Below are 18,361 nucleotides of genomic sequence, written 5' to 3' on the forward strand. Positions count from 1 at the left end.
GCCCGGCGCGCCTCACTCCCCCCGGACGCGCCGGTCCGGGGCTCAGGTCCGTCCGGCGCCCGGTGGCTCCCGCTCATGGACATTCAGCGCCGAACGGGCATTGAGGACTCTTTTCGTCCCAGCGGGCGGGCATCTGCCGACCGCCGACCGGGAGCCGGTTAGGCTCATGCCGCAAGGCCAATGAGGCCCTGCACTCCACGCGTCACATCCCAGAAGGAGATGCTCGTGCCGTCCATCGACGTCGTCGTAGCCCGGGAAATCCTTGACTCCCGAGGCAACCCAACGGTCGAGGTCGAGGTCGGCCTCGACGACGGCAGCACCGGCCGTGCTGCTGTCCCCTCCGGTGCCTCCACCGGTGCGTTCGAGGCCCTTGAGCTCCGCGACGGTGACCAGAACCGCTACCAGGGCAAGGGTGTCGAGAAGGCGGTCCTCGCCGTCATCGAGCAGATCGGCCCGGAGCTGGTGGGCTACGACGCCACCGAGCAGCGCCTGATCGACCAGGCGATGTTCGACCTGGACGCCACGCCCGACAAGTCCTCGCTCGGCGCCAACGCCATCCTCGGCGTCTCCCTGGCTGTGGCGCACGCCGCGTCCGAGGCCTCGGACCTGCCGCTGTTCCGCTACCTCGGCGGCCCGAACGCGCACCTGCTGCCCGTGCCGATGATGAACATCCTCAACGGCGGTTCGCACGCCGACTCCAACGTGGACATCCAGGAGTTCATGATCGCGCCGATCGGCGCCGAGTCGTTCTCCGAGGCCCTGCGCTGGGGCGCCGAGGTCTACCACACGCTGAAGAAGGTCCTGAAGGAGAAGGGGCTCTCCACCGGTCTCGGCGACGAGGGCGGCTTCGCGCCGAACCTGGAGTCCAACCGCGCCGCGCTCGACCTGATCCTCGTGGCCATCAAGGAAGCCGGCTACGCCCCGGGCAAGGACATCGCGCTCGCGCTCGACGTGGCGGCCTCCGAGTTCTACAAGGACGGCAGCTACGAGTTCGAGGGCAAGTCCCGCTCGGCCGCCGAGATGACCGAGTACTACGAGGAGCTCGTCGCCTCGTACCCGCTGGTCTCCATCGAGGACCCGCTCTTCGAGGACGACTGGGCCGGCTGGAAGGTCCTCAACGACAAGCTGGGCACCAAGGTCCAGATCGTCGGCGACGACCTGTTCGTCACCAACCCCGAGCGCCTGGCCCGTGGCATCGAGGAGGGCTCGGCCAACGCCCTGCTCGTCAAGGTCAACCAGATCGGTTCGCTGACCGAGACCCTGGACGCCGTCGAGCTGGCGCAGCGCAGCGGCTTCAAGTGCATGATGTCGCACCGCTCGGGCGAGACCGAGGACGTCACCATCGCCGACCTGGCCGTCGCCACCAACTGCGGCCAGATCAAGACCGGTGCCCCGGCCCGCTCCGAGCGCGTCGCCAAGTACAACCAGCTGCTGCGCATCGAGGAGATCCTCGACGACGCGGCGGTGTACGCGGGCCGCAGCGCGTTCCCCCGCTTCAAGGACTGACCTCTTGAAGGACTGACCACCGTGCCCGTCCTACGGCCGTCCCCGGCCACGGTCCCGTACCGTGTCCGGGGACGTACGCGCGTACAGAGGCTGTACGGCAGCACAGAGGTACGAGGCGGGCTCGACCTCTGAGTTCGACCTCTGAGGGAGGCGGGGCCATGGCCGCGAACCGGGACCGGTTCTCCACCGCGACCAAGATCAGGATCCTGGGCGAGCAGACCGCCGCGCGCGTCTACCGCTCGCAGACCCGCAGGCAGGCCCGCCGCTCCCGGCTCACCGGACGCGCGGCCTTCCTCGTGCTCGTGGTCTGCTCGCTGATCGTGGCGCTCGCGTACCCGATGCGGCAGTACGTGTCGCAGCGCGGCGACATCGCGGAGCAGCAGCAGTTGACGCGCGAGGCCGCGCAGCGGGTCGAGGAGCTGCGGGACGAGAAGGCCCGCCTCCAGGACGACGCGTACGTCCAGCGGCTGGCGCGCGAGCATCTGCACTACGTGATGCCGGGGGAGACCGGCTACATCATGACCGACCCCCGGGCGGCCGACGAGCGCCGCACCGACCAGGGCGCGGCCGACCGGCCCTGGTACTCCAATCTCCTGGACGGCGTCGACAGCGCCGACCGGACGGACAGATAGACATCAAGGAAACCGACGCAGGTATGCAAACGCCCCCTCCGCAGACGCCGCGCACCGAACCCACCGAGGCGGACGTCGACGCGTTCAGGCAGCAGCTCGGCCGGCCCCCGCGCGGTCTGCGCGCCATCGCGCACCGCTGCCCCTGCGGGCAGCCCGACGTGGTGGAGACCGCCCCGCGCCTCCCGGACGGTACGCCGTTCCCGACGCTCTACTACCTGACCTGCCCGCGCGCGGCCTCGGCCATCGGCACGCTGGAGGCGAACGGCGTCATGAAGGAGATGTCCGAACGCCTCGTCACCGAACCGGAGTTGGCCGCCGCGTACCGCAAGGCGCACGAGGACTACCTGACCCGCCGCGACGCGATCGAGGTGCTGGCGGGCTTCCCGAGCGCGGGCGGTATGCCGGACCGGGTGAAGTGCCTGCACGTACTGGTCGGCCACTCGCTCGCGGCGGGTCCGGGAGTGAACCCGCTGGGGGACGAGGCGCTGGCGATGCTGCCCGAGTGGTGGCGCAAGGGCCCCTGTGTGATCCCGTTCACAAAGCCTGACGACGACGCGGAGGTCTCGGCATGACCAGGATCGCGGCCATCGACTGCGGTACGAACTCCATCCGCCTGCTCGTCGCCGACGCGGACCCCGCCACCGGCCAACTCGTCGACCTCGACCGGCGCATGACGATCGTGCGGCTCGGCCAGGACGTCGACCGGACGGGCCGGCTCGCCCCCGAGGCGCTGACGCGCACCTTCGCGGCCTGCCGGGAGTACGCCGAGGTCATCAAGGAACACGGCGTGGACCGGACCCGCTTCGTGGCCACCTCAGCCTCCCGCGACGCCGAGAACCGCGACGAGTTCACCGGCGGCGTCCTCGACATCCTCGGCGTCGAACCGGAGGTGATCACCGGCGACCAGGAGGCCGAGTTCTCCTTCACCGGCGCCACCAGGGAACTGACCGGCCGCACCGACCTGGCGAAGCCGTACCTGGTCGTGGACATCGGCGGCGGCTCCACCGAGTTCGTCGTCGGCGACGACCGGGTCACGGCCGCGCGGTCGGTGGACATGGGCTGCGTACGGCTGACCGAACGGCACCGCCCCGCCGACCCGGCCACCCTCGCCGACATCACCGCCCTGCGCGCGGACATCGCCACCGCCCTCGACGAGGCGGAGCGGGCCGTCCCGCTCGGCGAGGCCCGCACCCTCGTCGGCCTGGCCGGCTCCGTCACCACGGTCGCGGCGATCGCGCTGGGGCTGACCGCGTACGACTCCGAGGCGATCCACCACGCGCGCATCCCCTTCGACATGGTCCGGGAGATCACCACGACGCTGCTCGCCTCCACCCACGCCGAACGCGCGACGATTCCGGTGATGCATCCGGGGCGCGTCGACGTGATCGGCGCGGGCGCGCTGATCCTGCTCACGATCATGGAACGGACCGGTGCGCGGGAGGTCGTCGTGAGCGAGCACGACATCCTCGACGGCATCGGCTGGTCGATCGCCTGAGCCGGATCGGGCGCCTTTACGGGGGTCTTACGGGGTCTCTGCGCACCGCCCCGGAACGAAGTTCGTGAAGTTCTTCACAAGAGAAACCCCCGGGTTGGGCCCACATCACTCTGCGGGGACCACCGGCACTGCCCCCACGCCTCTGTACGGGGGGTCAACGGGCCGTTCCGGCGGTATTGCGGGCGTGTGAACCGCTCGGTGGTCCACCCTCGGGAAAGGTCTCAACGGCCAGCTCACGAGGGGTGCGGAAGGTCCCTGGACACGGGGTGGTTCCGCTGCCGGCGGGTGGAGTCGATCACGAGGGCCGCGAAGTGTAGCAGAGGTGTGGGGGGTGCTTGTGAAGGGGCTCACGAGCACCCCCCCTGGGGCAGGTGGATACTCGATGGCATGAGCACCACGGAGCGTCCCAGGATCCTTGTTGTAGGCGGAGGGTACGTAGGCCTGTACGCAGCTCGTCGCATTCTGAAGAAGATGCGCTACGGGGAGGCGACGGTCACCGTCGTCGACCCCCGCTCGTACATGACGTACCAGCCCTTCCTCCCCGAAGCCGCCGCCGGGAACATCTCGCCTCGACACGTCGTCGTACCGCTGCGACGCGTGCTGCCCAAGGCTGAGGTGCTCACCGGCCGAGTCACGACCATCGACCAGGACCGCAAGGTCGCCACGGTCTCGCCGCTCGTCGGTGAGGCCTACGAGCTGCCCTTCGACTACCTGATCGTCGCGCTCGGCGCCGTCTCCCGTACCTTCCCGATCCCCGGCCTCGCCGAGCAGGGCATCGGTATGAAGGGCATCGAGGAAGCGATCGGTCTCCGTAACCACGTGCTCGAACAGCTCGACAAGGCCGACTCGACGACCGACGAGGACGTCCGCCGCAAGGCGTTGACCTTCGTCTTCGTCGGCGGGGGCTTCGCGGGTGCCGAGACCGTCGGTGAGGTCGAGGACCTGGCGCGCGACGCCGCGAAGTACTACACCAGCGTCAAGCGCGAGGACATGCGCTTCCTGCTGGTCGACGTCGCCGACAAGATCCTGCCCGAGGTCGGCCCCAAGCTGGGCAGCTGGGGCAAGGAGCACCTGGAGAGCCGGGGCGTCGAGGTCTACCTCAAGACCGGCATGGACTCCTGCGTCGACGGCCGCGTGGTGCTGGGCAACGGCCTGGAGGTCGACTCCAACACGATCGTCTGGACCGCGGGCGTCAAGCCCAACCCGGCGCTCGCCCGCTACGGTCTGCCGCTCGGCCCGCGTGGTCACGTCGACACCGACGCCAAGCTCCAGGTGCAGGGCACCAACCACATCTGGGCCGCCGGCGACAACGCCCAGGTCCCGGACATGGCCGCGCGCAGGGCCGGTGTCGAGAACGCCTGGTGCCCGCCGAACGCCCAGCACGCGCTGCGCCAGTCGAAGGTCCTCGGCGACAACGTGATCTCCGCCCTGCGCGGCTTCCCGCAGAAGGAGTACAGCCACGCCAACAAGGGCGCGGTCGCGGGTCTCGGCATGCACAAGGGTGTCGCGATGATCGTCGTCGGCAAGATGAAGATCAAGTTCCGTGGCCGGCTTGCCTGGTACATGCACCGTGGCTACCACGGCATGGCGATGCCGACCTGGAACCGCAAGATCCGCGTCTTCGCCGACTGGACGCTCTCGGCGTTCCTCAAGCGCGAGGTCGTCTCGCTCGGCGCGATGGAGACACCGCGCGAGGAGTTCTACGAGGCGGCCAAGCCCGCCCCGGCGCGTCAGGACGCCGCCCCGAAGCCGGAGTCAGGCCCGGAGCAAGGTCCGGCGCAGGGTTCGGAGTCGGCCAGGGCCGAGGCCGGTTCGACCAAGGTCAAGGCTTCCTGACCGCGCGCGAGCGCGTCTGACGCGCGCAGCGCCTGTACGACCCGAAAGGGCCGCCCGCCATCCGTGGTGCGGGCGGCCCTTTCGCGTGCGCCCGGCACCGAAGTTGGGTACGACATGGCAGGCAAGGGTGCGCATCGGCTGATTTGGTCACAAAATACGTGGCTGGTGCAGCTATTTTGCCCGCCCATTGCGTGCTGTCGGGACTGTCCCACCGTCCCCTCGGTGTTTACGTGTGTGTTGAGCATTCCGGGATCCACCATCACGGAGGTGTGCGCCATGGCCGACGCCGCACTGCGGCTGAGCACTCTTGCCGAGGAACTGCTGGGAGCCCCGCTCCCCGTACGTATCCGCGCCTGGGACGGCAGCGAGTCGGGTCCCCCGGGCGCGCCGACCTTCGTCGTCCGGCACCGCCGGGCCCTGCGCCGACTGCTCTGGAAGCCGGGCGAGCTGGGCCTCGCCCGCGCCTGGGTGGCCGGCGAGATCGACATCGACGGTGATCTGTACGCCGCCCTCGACCAGGTCGCGGGGCTCCTCTGGGAGCGCGGCGCCGACGCGAAGGACCAGGTCCACCCGCTGCGCGACCCGCGGATGCGCGCCGCGGCGAAGGGCCTCGCGCAGATCGCCGGCCCCTGGCCGCCGCCCCCGCCACCCCCCGAGGAGGTACGGCGCAGATCCGGCGCGCTGCACACCAAGCACCGGGACAGAGCCGCGATCAGCCACCACTACGACGTCGGCAACGACTTCTACGCGATGGTCCTCGGACCCTCCATGGTCTACTCGTGCGCCTACTTCGCCGAGCCCGGCGGCACGCTGGAGGACGCGCAGCGCGACAAGCTCGACCTGGTCTGCCGCAAGCTCGGCCTGTCCGACGGCGACCGGCTGCTCGACGTCGGCTGCGGCTGGGGCTCCATGGCCATGCACGCCGCGCGCGAGTACGGGGCCCAGGTCACCGGGGTCACGCTCTCGCGCGAGCAGGCCGCGTACGCGCGCAAGCGCATCGCCGAGGCCGGCCTCACCGACCGGATCGAGATCCGGGTCCAGGACTACCGGGACGTCAGGGACGGTCCGTACGACGCCATCTCGTCCATCGGCATGGCCGAGCACGTCGGTTCGGTCCGCTACCGCGAGTACGCCGACGACCTCTTCGCCCTCCTCAAGCCGGGCGGCCGGCTGCTCAACCACCAGATCGCGCGCCGCCCCGAGAAGGACGAATCCCAGTACCACATCGACGACTTCATCGACGCGTACGTCTTCCCCGACGGCGAACTGGCCCCGCTCGGCCGCACCCTGTCCACGCTGGAGGAGGCGGGCTTCGAGGCCAGGGACGTCGAATCCCTGCGCGAGCACTACGCGCTGACGCTCCGTCACTGGGTGCGGAATCTGGAGGAGCACTGGCCGGAGGCCGTACGGGCCACCTCGCCCGGCCGCGCCCGCGTCTGGCGGCTCTACATGGCCGCGTCCGCGCTCTCCTTCGAGCACAACAGGATCGGCGTCAACCAGATCCTGGCGGTACGGCCGCGGGAGTCGGGCGACGCCGCCCTCCCGCTGCGTGCCCGCACCTGGCACTGACACGCGTCGCTCCAGAGGCGGGAGTACGGCGAAGGGCCCCGCACCCGGGGGGATGCGGGGCCCTTCGCCGTCCTGCCGAGGGACCAGGTGTCACTCGGTCTTGATGGCCGTCAGCATGTTGAGCTTCGCCGCGCTGCGGGCCGGCCAGAGCGCCGCCAGCACACCCACCAGCCCCGCGAGGACCAGGAAGATCCCGATCCGCTCCCACGGCAGGACCAGTACGTAACCCGGGATCGAGCCGCGGATCGTCTCGCCGATCGCCCAGGCCAGGAACGTACCGAGCCCGACACCGACCAGCGCGCCGAAGACCGAGATCACGACCGCTTCGAGCCGGATCATGCGCTTGACCCTGCGGCGGTCCAGACCGATCGCCCGCAGCATGCCGATCTCCTGCTGACGCTCGAAGACGGACATCGCGAGGGTGTTGACGACGCCGAGCACCGCGATGATCAGGGCCATGCCGAGCAGTCCGTACATGATGTTCAGCGCGGTGTTGATCATGCCGCCGAACTGGTTCCTGATGTCCTGCTGGTCGGCGACGCTGATCGCGGGGTTGTCGCCCAGCGCGTCCACCAGGGCCAGTTCGTTGGCCTCGGTCGCGCCGCCGTCCATCGACACGTAGACCTCGGGCGTGTGCGGGCGCTCCTGGTGGGGCGCCACCAGGTCCGTGGAGATCAGGGTCGGTGAGGCGAACTCGTTGGGCTCGTACGTGGCGCCGATCTTCAGCCGCGCCGTCTTGTCGTCCTCGTACTTCACCGTGACCGTGTCGCCGGTCTTCCAGCCCCGGGACTTCGCGGTGTCCGAGGCCACCGCGATCGCGTCACCGCTCAGCGAGTCCAGCGAACCGGTCTCCGTCTTCAGGGTGAGGAGCTGCTCGATGTCGCCGGGAGTCACCGCCGAGGCGGAACTGTCCTTGCCGTCGATCACCAGGTACGACGCCCGCTGCGGCGAGACCGCGCTCACGCCCGGCGCCTTCTCCAGCGCCTTGACCGCCGACTCGTCGAGACCGCCGCCACCGCCGGCCATCGTGATCATGTAGTCGGCCTTGATGTTGTCCGTGGTGGCCTTGTCGATGGCCGTGCCCAGCGTGACGCCGACGGTCGTGAGGCCGGTGACCAGGGTGAGGCCGATGGCGAGCGCGGACGCGGTGGCGCCCGTACGGCGCGGGTTGCGCACCGCGTTCTGTCCGGCCAGCTTGCCCGCGACGCCGTACAGCCGGTTCAGCAGCGGCTGCACGAGCGCGATGATCGGGCGCGACAGCAGCGGGATGAGCACGATGATGCCGACGAGCGAGAAGAACGCGCCGGCGCCGATGATGAACTTGCCGTCCTTGCCCATCGAGGCGCCCGCGATGATGCCCGCGGCGCCGATGAGCGTCAGTACGGCGCCGATGGAGTTGCGCAGGACGAGCGACTTCATGGTGGCCACGGCGTGCACGCTGCTCATCGCGGCGACCGGCGGGATCTTCGCGGCCCGGCGGGCGGGCAGCCAGGCGGCGATCAGGGTGATCACCACGCCGACACCGAAGGCGGCGGCGACGGCGACCGGCGTGATCATCAGCGGTCCTGCGGGCACCTTCGCGCCGAACTGGCCCATGGCGGAGCGCAGTCCGACGGCGAGACCGACACCGAGGACGAAGCCGATGGTGGACGCGACGAGGCCCACGATCAGCGCCTCGGCCATCACCGAGCGCTTGACCTGGCGGCGCGAGGCGCCGACGGCGCGCAGCAGCGCCAGCTCCTTGGTGCGCTGGGCGACCAGCATGGTGAAGGTGTTGGAGATCAGGAAGATTCCGACGAAGAGCGCGATGGCGGCGAAGGCGAGCAGCATCTGGTTGATACCGCTCAGCTCGCGCTCGATGTCCGCGGCCTGCTGGTCGGCGAGCTGCTTGCCGGTCTGGACCTCGGCGTCCTTCGGCACCAGCGACTCGATCTCGCCGCGGATCTTCGTGTCGGAGGCGCCGGGCGTCGCGGTGACGTTCGCCATCTGGAAGTAGCCCGGCTTCAGGAAGAGCTTCTGGGCGACCGACGGGTCGAAGAGCACCAGGCTGCCGCCCGCGTTCACGGCGCCGTCCTCGGTGGTGAAGATGCCGGAGAGGGTGTACTCCTTCACCGGCCCGTTGGTGGCGACCCGGACCGGCCCGCCGACCTTGTACTCACCCCTCGCCGCGGTGTCCTTGTCGAGCGCGACCTGGCCGGCCTCGGTGGGGCCGGTGCCCTCGGTGAAGTCGTACGCCGGGTCCTTGCCGTTCTCGCCGGGGGCGAAGTTGGTACCGGTGTTGGACCAGCCGTTGCCGATGAGCTTGCCGTCGGGGTCGGCCACACCGGCGAAGCCCTCGACCCGGGGGGTGACGGAGGCGACGCCGTCGACGGCGCCGATCTCGTCGAGGATCTTGGGGCTGAGACCGGGCTCCTGCTTCTTCCCGTCGGCCCCGTCGTCCTCGGAGTAGTAGGTGGTGACGGAGACGGCGACGTCCTTGTAGCTCTTGGCCGACTGCTTGTTGAAGGCGTTGCCGAGGGTGTCGGTGAAGACCAGCGTGCCGGAGACGAAGGCCACGCCGAGCATCACGGCGAGCACGGTCATCAACAGCCGGGCCTTGTGCGCGAGCACGGTGCGCAGGGCGGTACGGAACATGGTGGAAGTCCAGGTGAGGAGGGCAGGGCGGAATGACCGCGCGACCGGAGGGAGGTCGGCCGCGCGGCCGGGTCTCGGTGTCTCGGGGGAGTCGGCCCCTGGGCGTCAGCTCGTACGGCCCTTGGAGTCGAACGCCTTCATCCGGTCGAGCACGCCGTCGGCGGAGGGGTCCAGCATCTCGTCGACGATCCGGCCGTCGGCGAGGAAGATCACCCGGTCCGCGTAGGAGGCGGCGACCGGGTCGTGGGTCACCATGACGACGGTCTGGCCCAGCTCCCGCACGGAGTTGCGCATGAAGCCCAGCACCTCGGCGCCGGCCCGTGAGTCGAGGTTTCCGGTCGGCTCGTCACCGAAGATGATCTCGGGGCGGGAGGCAAGCGCGCGGGCGACGGCCACGCGCTGCTGCTGGCCGCCGGAGAGCGCGGTGGGACGGTGGTGGAGCCGGTCCTTGAGGCCGATCATCGAGATCACGTTGTCCAGCCACTGCTTGTCGGGCTTACGGCCGGCGATGTCCATCGGGAGGGTGATGTTCTCCAGGGCCGTCAGTGTCGGCAGCAGGTTGAACGCCTGGAAGATGAAGCCGATCTTGTCCCGGCGGAGCTGGGTGAGCTGCTTGTCCTTCAGCGTCCCCAGCTCGGTGTCGCCGATCCGTACGGAACCGCTGCTGAAGCTGTCGAGACCCGCGACGCAGTGCATCAGGGTCGACTTGCCGGACCCGGACGGGCCCATGATCGCGGTGAACTCACCCTGCCGGAAGTCGACGGTGACCTGGTCGAGGGCGACCACCTGCGTCTCGCCCTGCCCGTAGACCTTGGACAAGCCGGAGGCGTGGGCGGCCACGGCGCTGGCGCGGTGGAGGAGAGGCATGGTCGTCACGGGTGGGACTCCTTCAGGGGGTCTGGCGGATTGACTTCATCCTCTCCGCCGCCCGGCCCCGGGTCGTCACCCCTCGTGCCCGTTCCTGTGGCCCTCTCGGGTCGGACCGGGACCCCCCTCCGTCCTCCTCGGGTATGACGCCCACCCCGCCCCTCCGGTATGACACCGACCCTGACTCCGTCACCCGTCACCGACGCCCGTCACCGACGCCCGTCCCCGTTTTGTCATGTAGGCGACGCCCGCGTGCAATCCATGTGCGGGGAGTGGCGAATAGTAGACAGAGAGCGGCGAGTTTCCGTCATATCCAGAGGTCCGTATCAAGACCTTCGTCCTGCTTCCGGCATGTGCCGATGGCGTGTTACCAGGGCTGACACACCCTCAGGTGCCAATAAAATCAGACAGGATCGCCCAAGTACTCGGCCGTCCGAGGGGTCCTCCCGGATAGGCTCGTGAGCCAACGCGGAGCCGCGTACGCCCGGATGGTGGAATGCAGACACGGCGAGCTTAAACCTCGCTGCCCCAAATGGGGCGTACCGGTTCAAGTCCGGTTCCGGGCACACTCACCGTACGTGTGCTGACCTGCGAAGATCGATTCGCCCCCGTATTTTTGCCTCTGAGGCACGCCGCTGCTGAAACGTGCCTGCGGATCGCCACGATCTGCCAACTCGATTGAAATGTAAAGCTCTTGACGCGGTGTCAGCTGAGAAAGTCGATGAATCCCCAGCTCAGAGCCCTTGATCATCTTGTCGAGTGCGCGTCAATCCACGATTTTCCCCACCTCCGGACCGCAGTCCCCGAAGGGCCCCCGGAGGACCGCGGAAGCACCGCCGGACGGCGTCCGCGGCCGGGCCGGCGGCACGGGGCCGGAGGCCGTCGCGTCACGATCGAGGAAAGATCCTCCCAGGGCACTAGGGTGTTCCCTTTGCTCCCCTATTACTCTTGTGCCAAGGCCGCGCAGGGTGGCCGCCATGGAGGAGTGAGATGAGGAGCAGCAACCCGGTCTTCTCGCGACGGGGCTTCAGTCGCGACAACGGCCAAGCGGGGTTCAACGCGGCGCCGCAGGCCGGGGGCCCCGCCGTAGGCACGCAGAACCCGTACGCGACCAACCCCTACGCCACCAACCCTTACGCGCAGACGGACCCCCAGTTCGGTGGCGCCGGTCCGCAGGCGCCCGCCCGTTCCGGTGTCATGACGATCGACGACGTCGTGACGCGCACCGCTTCGACGCTCGGCACGGTCGTCCTCACCGCGGTCCTCGCCTGGGTCCTGCTCCCGGTCGACCAGGACAACCTCGGCAAGTCGTACGGCATCGCCATCGGCGCGGCCCTGGTGGGCCTCGTGCTGGCCCTGGTGCAGTCCTTCAAGCGCAAGCCCGTCCCGGCGCTGATCCTGGCCTACGCCGCGTTCGAGGGCGTCTTCCTCGGCGTCATCAGCAGCGCGGTCAGCACCTACCTCTCGCCGGGTGTCGTCGTCCAGGCGGTGATGGGCACGATGGCGGTCTTCGCCGGTGTGCTGTTCGCCTACAAGATGCGCTGGATCCGCGTCACGCGCCGCTTCTACGGCTTCGTGATGGCCGCCGCGATGGGCTTCGTGCTCCTCATGGTCGCCAACCTGCTGTTCAGCGTCTTCGGCGGCGGTGACGGCCTCGGCTTCCGCAGCGGCGGCCTCGGCATCCTCTTCGGCGTCATCGGCATCATCCTCGGCGCGTGCTTCCTGGCGCTCGACTTCAAGCAGGTCGAGGACGGCGTCACGTACGGCGCGCCGCGCGAGGAGTCCTGGATGGCGGCCTTCGGCCTCACCATGACGCTCGTCTGGATCTACCTGGAGATGCTGCGGCTCTTCTCGATCCTGAGCGGCAACGACTAGCGGTGACAGCGTGACGAAGGGGTCCCCGGGCAGCAGCCCGGGGACCCCTTCTGTCGTGTCTGTCGTGTACGGCGGCTCGTCGTGGTCAGCCCAGCCGGCGGGCGGCCCGCCTCAGGTCGTACTCGTGGATGATGGCTTTGGCGTGCCCGTACGCGAGGTCGTACTCGCCGCGGAGCCAGGCGACCTTCTCGTCGAACCGGACGAGGGCCGGACCGTCGTCGACCGTGCGGAGCCAGTCGGAGATCTCGCGGCCGGTGCACTGTGGAATACGGGACAGCAGGTTGCGGTGGGTCTCTTCGGAGAAAACAAGGGACATCGGCGCCTCCGGACGCTGCTTCACGCTTACTGGTCCTTCACGTCACCGTGCCTGAGCGTTGGCCCGTTGGCAACAGTTCCTCCAGGGCGCGTAGGGTCGCGGCGTGCTTGATACGACGCGCCTGACCGCAGCCGTGGACCGATTCGCCGACCGGCTGCGGGCAGCTCCGCAGAGCAGGTTGCAGCGCGGGGCCGCGGCCGAAGGACTGGCCCTGGCCAGGGAATTGTCCGCGACCGCCCAGCGTCTCGAAGCCCCGGACGGCGCCCCGCAGGCGCCGCCGAGGATCATGCCGGACGTCGGCGTCTTCGTCGTGGCCGATCAACTGACCGTCGCGGCGGGTGACTTGGCCGAGGCACTGCGAACGGCCCCGTCCGTTGCGGAACTGGACGAGGCCGTGCGGGCGGTGGAGCGGGCCGTGGCTAGAGCGAAGCTATGACCCGGTCCGCGAGAATGTAGATGTGGTCGTCGGCGGAGGCGCTGTCATCCGTCGTACCCGCGTTCCCCGCGCTGTCGGTGGCAGAGTCGGTCTCGGCCGCGCCGGCGGACGCGCCGCACGAGAACGTGAGGGCGTACGCCCCCGAGACACCCGAGCCGCCCAGCAGGAACGGCGTACCACCGTCGCGCAGCGCGCCCGCGAGGCGTTCCGCGGTCTCGCGGTGGCCCGGGGTCATGCAGAGCGTCGTACCGTCCGTGAAGACGTACACGTCGAGCGTGCCCAGCGGGCCGGGGCGGACGTCGGCGAGCGCCGTACGGGCGTCGGCCAGCTCTTCGAGGCGCGCGACCGTGCGCTCGTGGTCGGTGACGACCGGCGTACGGACCGGGACGAAGTCCGGGTGCGAGGGGTGCCTGCGGCGGGCGGCGGCCAGCTCGGGGGAGTCCTCGGCGAACTCACCGATCTCGCTGACCTCACTCACCTCGCTCAGCTCGGGCAGACCGTCGAAGTCCGCGTACTCGGCAAGGCTGCCCGGGTCGTCGAAGTCGGCGGCGTCCGGCCGGTCACCCAGCTCGCCGCGCTCGCGCAGCTCGGCGAGTTCCGCCAGCTCCGCGAGGTCGTCGTAGTCGTCCTCCGTGGCACGGCGGGCGCGGTCGGCGCGGTCGAGTGCGTCGAGATCCAGCGCCTCCAGGCCCACGAAGTCGGCCTGGCGCGGTACGTAGAACGGGCCGTCCTCGGCGCCGGGGCCGCCGAAGCCGCCCAGCAGCGAGGGCGCGTCGGTGGCGTCACGGGCCTCCTGCGCGGCCCAGAAGGCCCGCGCCTCGGCCAGCTCCCGCTCGCGCTCCTCGGCCAGGGCCTCGGCCACCGCGAGACGTATGTCCTCGGTGGACGTGGCGGGACCCGCCGCGTCGGCGGAGCGTGCGTGCGGTACGGCGGCGTGGCCGCCCGGATTCGCCAGGGACAGCTCGCCGCGCAGGGCCGTGACCTCTCGCCGCAGCCCATGAGCGGCGTGCAGCGCGGCGACGCCCACGGCCGTGGCGGTGGCCGTGGTGAGCAGCAGGGCAATAGACATGGCGCTCACGACTTACTCCCGGTCTTCAATGGTCCCCCGACTTCCTACATCAGCTTGTCGTGGGGGGCGCACACGTCGGCAGTGCATTACGTCATGAATTGGACAGGTCTTTCGACCTTACGGCCGGCCCCATTACTGCCGTGACCAGGGTAAATGGGGCTCCCCCAGGTGTGAGGTCACATCCTGGGGGAGATTGAGTCACGACTGGGGCTCGGAGCGGTTCGGCTCAGCCGCTCGGCGTCCGTGGTCGCGTTCCCCTCGCCACCGCTCGTGAGTGGGGCTCAGCTCAGCCGCTCGATGACCATCGCCATGCCCTGGCCGCCGCCCACGCACATCGTCTCCAGGCCGAACTGCTTGTCGTGGAACTGGAGGCTGTTGATGAGCGTGCCGGTGATCCGGGCGCCCGTCATGCCGAAGGGGTGGCCGACGGCGATCGCGCCGCCGTTCACGTTCAGCTTGTCCAGGTCGACGCCCAGATCCCGGTAGGACGGGATGACCTGCGCGGCGAACGCCTCGTTGATCTCCACCAGGTCGATGTCGCCGATATCCAGGCCCGCGCGGCGCAGCGCCTGCTTGCTGGCCTCGACCGGGCCGTACCCCATGATCTCCGGCGAGAGGGCGGAGACACCGGTGGAGACGATCCGGGCCAGCGGGGTCAGGCCCAGCTCACGCGCCTTGGTGTCCGACATGATCACGAGGGCGGCGGCGCCGTCGTTGAGCGGGCAGCAGTTGCCGGCCGTGACCAGTCCGTCGGGGCGGAACACGGGCTTGAGGCCCTGGGTGCCCTCCAGGGTGACGCCGGCGCGGGGGCCGTCGTCCTTGGCGACGACCGTGCCGTCGGGGGTCGTGACGGGGGTGATCTCGCGCTCCCAGAAGCCGTTCTTGATGGCTTCCTCGGCGAGATTCTGCGACCGCACGCCGAACTCGTCCATGTCGCGCCGCGTGATGCCCTTGAGCCGGGCCAGATTCTCGGCGGTCTGCCCCATCGCGATGTACGCGTCGGGCAGCAGGCCGTCCTCGCGGGGGTCGTGCCAGCCGGCGCCCTCGGAGGCCGCGACGGTGGCGGTACGGGCCTCCGCGTCGGCGAAGACCGGGTTGTGGGTGCCGGGCATGCCGTCGCTGGAGCCGTTGACGGAGCGGGACACCATCTCGACCCCGGCCGAGATGAAGACGTCGCCCTCGCCGGCCTTGATGGCGTGCATGGCCATGCGGGAGGTCTGGAGCGAGGACGAACAGTAACGGGTGATCGTGCAGCCGGGGAGATGGTCCATCCCCATCTGCACCGCGACGATCCGCCCCAGGTTGTGGCCCTGCTCCCCACCGGGCAGGCCGCAGCCGAGCATCAGGTCGTCGATGTCACGCGGGTCGAGCCCGGGAACCTTGGCGAGCGCGGCCTGAATGATGGTGGCGGTCAGGTCGTCGGGCCGCAGCTCCTTCAGGGAGCCCTTGAAGGCCCGGCCGATGGGGGAGCGGGCGGCAGAGACGATCACGGCTTCGGGCATCACGGCTCCAGAGGGGCGAGTGCGGTACGGCGGGAGTGCCGTCCTGCGAAGTTACCCGCACGTACGGCTCGGGTCACCGGGCCGGACGTGTGACGCGGGCCGCAGTACGGCTCCCACCGGGGGCGCGGGCTGTGGCGCGGGCGGTGGCTCAGGGGCGGTGTGCCTCCTCCTTCGGCGGGGGCGGCGGTGCGGCCGGCTCGGTCTGGGTGGGCTCCGCGGCCGGGAGGCGACGGCGACGGCGGTGTTTGAGCAGGGCCCAGGGCGCCCGCGCGCCCGTGACCTCCGTGCCCGCCTCGGCCGCCGCGGCCGAGGCCGCCTTGGCCACCGTCAGCATGTCCTCGTCGCGCGAGGAGTCCAGGTGGTCCGTCTCCGGCCACAGGCCGAGGACCGCGCAGAGCGTCGGCAGGACCGCCATCGCGGCCGTCGCGTACCCCTCCGCCGACGGGTGGTAGTTGTCGGCGCCGAACATCTCGCGGGGGTTCGCCGCGAACTCCGGCCCCAGCAGGTCGCCGAGCGAGACCGTACGGCTGCCCTGCTCGACCGCGACGATCGTCTGGGCCGCCGCCAGCTGCCTGCTGACCCGGCGGGCCACCCAGCGCAGCGGCTGGTACACCGGCTCGATCGTCCCCAGGTCCGGGCAGGTGCCGACGACGACCTCCGCGCCCGCCGTCCGCAGCCGCCGTACCGCCGCCGCGAGATAACGCACCGACGCCGTGGCCGACATCCGGTGGGTGACATCGTTCGCGCCGATCATGATCACGCAGACGTCCGGGGTCCGGAAGGTGTCCGAGAGCAGCAGCGTCACCTGGCGTTCCAGGTCGTCCGACTGCGCCCCCGGCTGTGCCACGTTGCGCAGGTCGACCGGGCGCTCCGCCACCGCCGCGAGGCCCGAGGCGAGCAGCGCCCCCGGTGTCTGGCCGGCCCGCCTGACGCCCTGGCCGGCCGCCGTGGAGTCGCCGAGGATGCCCATGCGCAAGGGGTCGGTATGGCCGTACGCCAGCCCGTACCAGCCGTTGCCCTTGGGCGGGATCGGCGCCGTACCGCCGCCCACCGACCGTTTCGCCAGCTGGACCTCGGCCAGCAGGAGCCCCACCCCGGCCGCTCCGATCAGACCGACACTCCCGCCGCCGAAGGCGGCGCCCGCCGCGATCCGCCGTGCCACCCTCGCTCTCGACACAGTCCGGGTCACCTCCCTGTAGCCGTACGCGCGCTCTAGCCGTTGAGACGCTGCCCATAAGACCAGCAAGAGGTAATTGCCCCGTAACGGCCGTGGCCCAATCGCTTACGCCTACGCATACGCTGGCCGGACCATCACGGAGACCCCGGAGACAACGGTGCAATTCCACGACTCGATGATCAGTCTGGTTGGCAATACCCCGCTGCTGAAGCTGGGCAGTGTGACCTCGGGCATTCAGGCGACCGTCCTGGCCAAGGTCGAATACTTCAATCCCGGCGGTTCGGTGAAGGACCGGATCGCCCTGCGCATGATCGAGGCGGCGGAGGAGAGCGGCGAGCTCAAGCCCGGCGGCACGATCGTCGAACCCACGAGTGGCAACACGGGCGTCGGGCTGGCGATCGTGGCCCAGCAGAAGGGCTACCACTGCATTTTCGTGTGCCCCGACAAAGTCTCCACGGACAAGATCAATGTGCTGCGGGCGTACGGCGCCGACGTCGTCGTCTGCCCCACGGCCGTCGACCCGGACCACCCGGACTCGTACTACAACGTCTCCGACCGGCTGGTCAACGAGACGCCGGGCGCCTGGAAGCCCGACCAGTACAGCAACCCGAACAACCCGCGCTCGCACTACGAGACCACCGGTCCCGAGCTGTGGGACCAGACGGACGGGCGCATCACCCACTTCGTCACCGGCGTCGGCACCGGCGGCACGATCACCGGCACCGGCCGGTATCTGAAGGAGGTCAGTGACGGGCGCGTCCAGGTCGTCGGCGCCGACCCCGAGGGGTCCGTGTACTCCGGCGGTTCGGGCCGCCCGTATCTGGTCGAGGGTGTCGGCGAGGACTTCTGGCCGAGCGCGTACGACCCGACCGTCACCGACGAGATCGTCGCCGTGTCGGACAAGGACTCCTTCCAGATGACGCGACGCCTCGCCAAGGAGGAGGGCCTGCTGGTCGGCGGCTCCTGCGGCATGGCGGTCGTGGCGGCGCTGCGGGTCGCCGAGCGGCTCGGCCCGGACGACGTGGTGGTGGTGCTGCTGCCCGACAGCGGCCGGGGCTACCTCAGCAAGATCTTCAACGACGAGTGGATGAACGACTACGGCTTCCTGGAGCAGGGCGGGGACACCCCCCGGGTCGGTGACGTGCTGCGGTACAAGGAGGGCGGCGCCCTTCCCTCGCTCGTTCATATGCACCCCGAGGAGACGGTGGGCGAGGCGATCGAGGTGCTGCGCGAGTACGGCGTCTCGCAGATGCCGATCGTGAAGCCCGGCGCCGGTCATCCGGACGTGATGGCGGCCGAGGTCATCGGGTCCGTCGTGGAGCGCGAACTGCTCGACGCGCTCTTCGGCCGGCGCGCCTCGCTCAACGACCCGCTGGAGAAGCACATGTCGGGACCGCTCCCGCAGGTCGGCTCCGGCGAGCCGGTGGCCGACCTGATGGCGGCGCTG

Annotated in this window: 15 protein-coding genes and 1 tRNA gene; 10 read left to right on the forward strand and 6 right to left on the reverse strand. The window is 69.9% G+C overall.

Annotated elements, in window-relative coordinates; genetic code table 11:
- The first annotated feature begins 219 nt into the window (after nucleotides 1-219).
- The 6 genes from eno to BHU15_RS04140 all read left to right on the forward strand — a co-directional run bounded on the left by eno (nucleotide 220) and on the right by BHU15_RS04140 (nucleotide 7,038).
- Complete coding sequence (gene eno, locus BHU15_RS04115) at nucleotides 220-1,506, forward strand: phosphopyruvate hydratase (protein ID WP_023541239.1); 1,287 nt, start codon at nucleotides 220-222, stop codon at nucleotides 1,504-1,506.
- 158 nt (nucleotides 1,507-1,664) lie between these two features.
- Entirely contained in the window at nucleotides 1,665-2,138 is a 474-nt protein-coding gene (locus tag BHU15_RS04120) for an FtsB family cell division protein (RefSeq protein ID WP_023541240.1), read from the forward strand.
- Nucleotides 2,139-2,161: 23 nt separating this feature from the next.
- The gene (locus BHU15_RS04125; protein WP_069625901.1) at nucleotides 2,162-2,710 is read left to right on the forward strand and encodes a DUF501 domain-containing protein; all 549 of its coding nucleotides are present in this window, start codon (nucleotides 2,162-2,164) and stop codon (nucleotides 2,708-2,710) included.
- The gene (locus BHU15_RS04130; RefSeq protein ID WP_069625902.1) at nucleotides 2,707-3,633 is read left to right on the forward strand and encodes a Ppx/GppA phosphatase family protein; all 927 of its coding nucleotides are present in this window, start codon (nucleotides 2,707-2,709) and stop codon (nucleotides 3,631-3,633) included. Before BHU15_RS04125 ends, BHU15_RS04130 begins: the two co-directional genes overlap by 4 nt.
- 387 nt (nucleotides 3,634-4,020) lie before the next feature.
- A complete protein-coding gene (locus BHU15_RS04135) occupies nucleotides 4,021-5,469 on the forward strand; it encodes an NAD(P)/FAD-dependent oxidoreductase (RefSeq protein ID WP_079127881.1) in 1,449 nt (482 codons plus the stop codon).
- Nucleotides 5,470-5,745: 276 nt separating this feature from the next.
- Entirely contained in the window at nucleotides 5,746-7,038 is a 1,293-nt protein-coding gene (locus BHU15_RS04140) for a class I SAM-dependent methyltransferase (RefSeq protein ID WP_069625904.1), read from the forward strand.
- 90 nt (nucleotides 7,039-7,128) lie between these two features.
- Here BHU15_RS04140 and BHU15_RS04145 read toward each other — a convergent pair whose 3' ends face one another.
- Together BHU15_RS04145 and BHU15_RS04150 are read right to left on the reverse strand one after the other, a co-directional pair.
- Entirely contained in the window at nucleotides 7,129-9,672 is a 2,544-nt protein-coding gene (locus BHU15_RS04145) for an ABC transporter permease (RefSeq protein ID WP_069625905.1), read from the reverse strand.
- Nucleotides 9,673-9,777: 105 nt separating this feature from the next.
- Nucleotides 9,778-10,539, reverse strand: a complete 762-nt coding sequence (locus tag BHU15_RS04150) for an ABC transporter ATP-binding protein (RefSeq protein ID WP_376201712.1) — start codon at nucleotides 10,537-10,539, stop codon at nucleotides 9,778-9,780.
- 482 nt (nucleotides 10,540-11,021) lie between these two features.
- On the opposite strand from BHU15_RS04150, the gene BHU15_RS04155 reads away from it, so the two are divergent.
- A tRNA-Leu gene (locus tag BHU15_RS04155) sits at nucleotides 11,022-11,105 on the forward strand.
- 424 nt (nucleotides 11,106-11,529) lie between these two features.
- Nucleotides 11,530-12,414, forward strand: a complete 885-nt coding sequence (locus tag BHU15_RS04160; protein ID WP_069625906.1) for a Bax inhibitor-1/YccA family protein — start codon at nucleotides 11,530-11,532, stop codon at nucleotides 12,412-12,414.
- An 85-nt stretch (nucleotides 12,415-12,499) separates the two neighbouring features.
- Here BHU15_RS04160 and BHU15_RS04165 read toward each other — a convergent pair whose 3' ends face one another.
- Nucleotides 12,500-12,730, reverse strand: coding sequence for a DUF4287 domain-containing protein (locus tag BHU15_RS04165; protein ID WP_031231336.1), 231 nt, complete (start codon nucleotides 12,728-12,730; stop codon nucleotides 12,500-12,502).
- A 103-nt stretch (nucleotides 12,731-12,833) separates the two neighbouring features.
- On the opposite strand from BHU15_RS04165, the gene BHU15_RS04170 reads away from it, so the two are divergent.
- Nucleotides 12,834-13,166 carry a hypothetical protein gene (locus BHU15_RS04170; protein ID WP_069625907.1) on the forward strand — a complete coding sequence of 111 codons (333 nt, stop codon included), beginning with the start codon at nucleotides 12,834-12,836 and terminating at the stop codon, nucleotides 13,164-13,166.
- On the opposite strand, the gene BHU15_RS04175 is transcribed toward BHU15_RS04170, so the two are convergent.
- The 3 genes from BHU15_RS04175 to BHU15_RS04185 form a co-directional block, all read right to left on the reverse strand.
- On the reverse strand, nucleotides 13,150-14,235 hold the full coding sequence (locus tag BHU15_RS04175; RefSeq protein WP_069625908.1) for a hypothetical protein: 1,086 nt from the start codon (nucleotides 14,233-14,235) through the stop codon (nucleotides 13,150-13,152). The two genes, BHU15_RS04170 and BHU15_RS04175, sit on opposite strands and share 17 nt — an antisense overlap.
- 281 nt (nucleotides 14,236-14,516) lie before the next feature.
- The gene (locus tag BHU15_RS04180; RefSeq protein ID WP_069625909.1) at nucleotides 14,517-15,737 is read right to left on the reverse strand and encodes an acetyl-CoA C-acetyltransferase; all 1,221 of its coding nucleotides are present in this window, start codon (nucleotides 15,735-15,737) and stop codon (nucleotides 14,517-14,519) included.
- A gap of 148 nt (nucleotides 15,738-15,885) precedes the next feature.
- The gene (locus BHU15_RS04185; protein WP_069625910.1) at nucleotides 15,886-16,899 is read right to left on the reverse strand and encodes an SGNH/GDSL hydrolase family protein; all 1,014 of its coding nucleotides are present in this window, start codon (nucleotides 16,897-16,899) and stop codon (nucleotides 15,886-15,888) included.
- Between the two features lie 172 nt (nucleotides 16,900-17,071).
- Between BHU15_RS04185 and BHU15_RS04190 the strand changes: the two genes are divergently transcribed.
- A partial coding sequence (locus BHU15_RS04190; RefSeq protein WP_069625911.1) for a cystathionine beta-synthase occupies nucleotides 17,072-18,361 on the forward strand: 1,290 nt, incomplete at its 3' end.

Origin of the sequence: Streptomyces niveus, from assembly GCF_001723055.1 — a bacterium.
Classification (GTDB): domain Bacteria; phylum Actinomycetota; class Actinomycetes; order Streptomycetales; family Streptomycetaceae; genus Streptomyces; species Streptomyces niveus.

Bases quoted from the DNA above. Each gene is read 5' to 3' on its own strand.
- eno (WP_023541239.1), top strand. From the start codon at position 220: ATGCTCGTGCCGTCCATCGACGTCGTCGTAGCCCGGGAAATCCTTGAC.
- BHU15_RS04120 (WP_023541240.1), top strand. From the start codon at position 1,665: ATGGCCGCGAACCGGGACCGGTTCTCCACCGCGACCAAGATCAGGATC.
- BHU15_RS04125 (WP_069625901.1), top strand. From the start codon at position 2,162: ATGCAAACGCCCCCTCCGCAGACGCCGCGCACCGAACCCACCGAGGCG.
- BHU15_RS04130 (WP_069625902.1), top strand. From the start codon at position 2,707: ATGACCAGGATCGCGGCCATCGACTGCGGTACGAACTCCATCCGCCTG.
- BHU15_RS04135 (WP_079127881.1), top strand. From the start codon at position 4,021: ATGAGCACCACGGAGCGTCCCAGGATCCTTGTTGTAGGCGGAGGGTAC.
- BHU15_RS04140 (WP_069625904.1), top strand. From the start codon at position 5,746: ATGGCCGACGCCGCACTGCGGCTGAGCACTCTTGCCGAGGAACTGCTG.
- BHU15_RS04145 (WP_069625905.1), bottom strand. From the start codon at position 9,672: ATGTTCCGTACCGCCCTGCGCACCGTGCTCGCGCACAAGGCCCGGCTG.
- BHU15_RS04150 (WP_376201712.1), bottom strand. From the start codon at position 10,539: ATGCCTCTCCTCCACCGCGCCAGCGCCGTGGCCGCCCACGCCTCCGGC.
- BHU15_RS04160 (WP_069625906.1), top strand. From the start codon at position 11,530: ATGAGGAGCAGCAACCCGGTCTTCTCGCGACGGGGCTTCAGTCGCGAC.
- BHU15_RS04165 (WP_031231336.1), bottom strand. From the start codon at position 12,730: ATGTCCCTTGTTTTCTCCGAAGAGACCCACCGCAACCTGCTGTCCCGT.
- BHU15_RS04175 (WP_069625908.1), bottom strand. From the start codon at position 14,235: ATGTCTATTGCCCTGCTGCTCACCACGGCCACCGCCACGGCCGTGGGC.
- BHU15_RS04180 (WP_069625909.1), bottom strand. From the start codon at position 15,737: ATGCCCGAAGCCGTGATCGTCTCTGCCGCCCGCTCCCCCATCGGCCGG.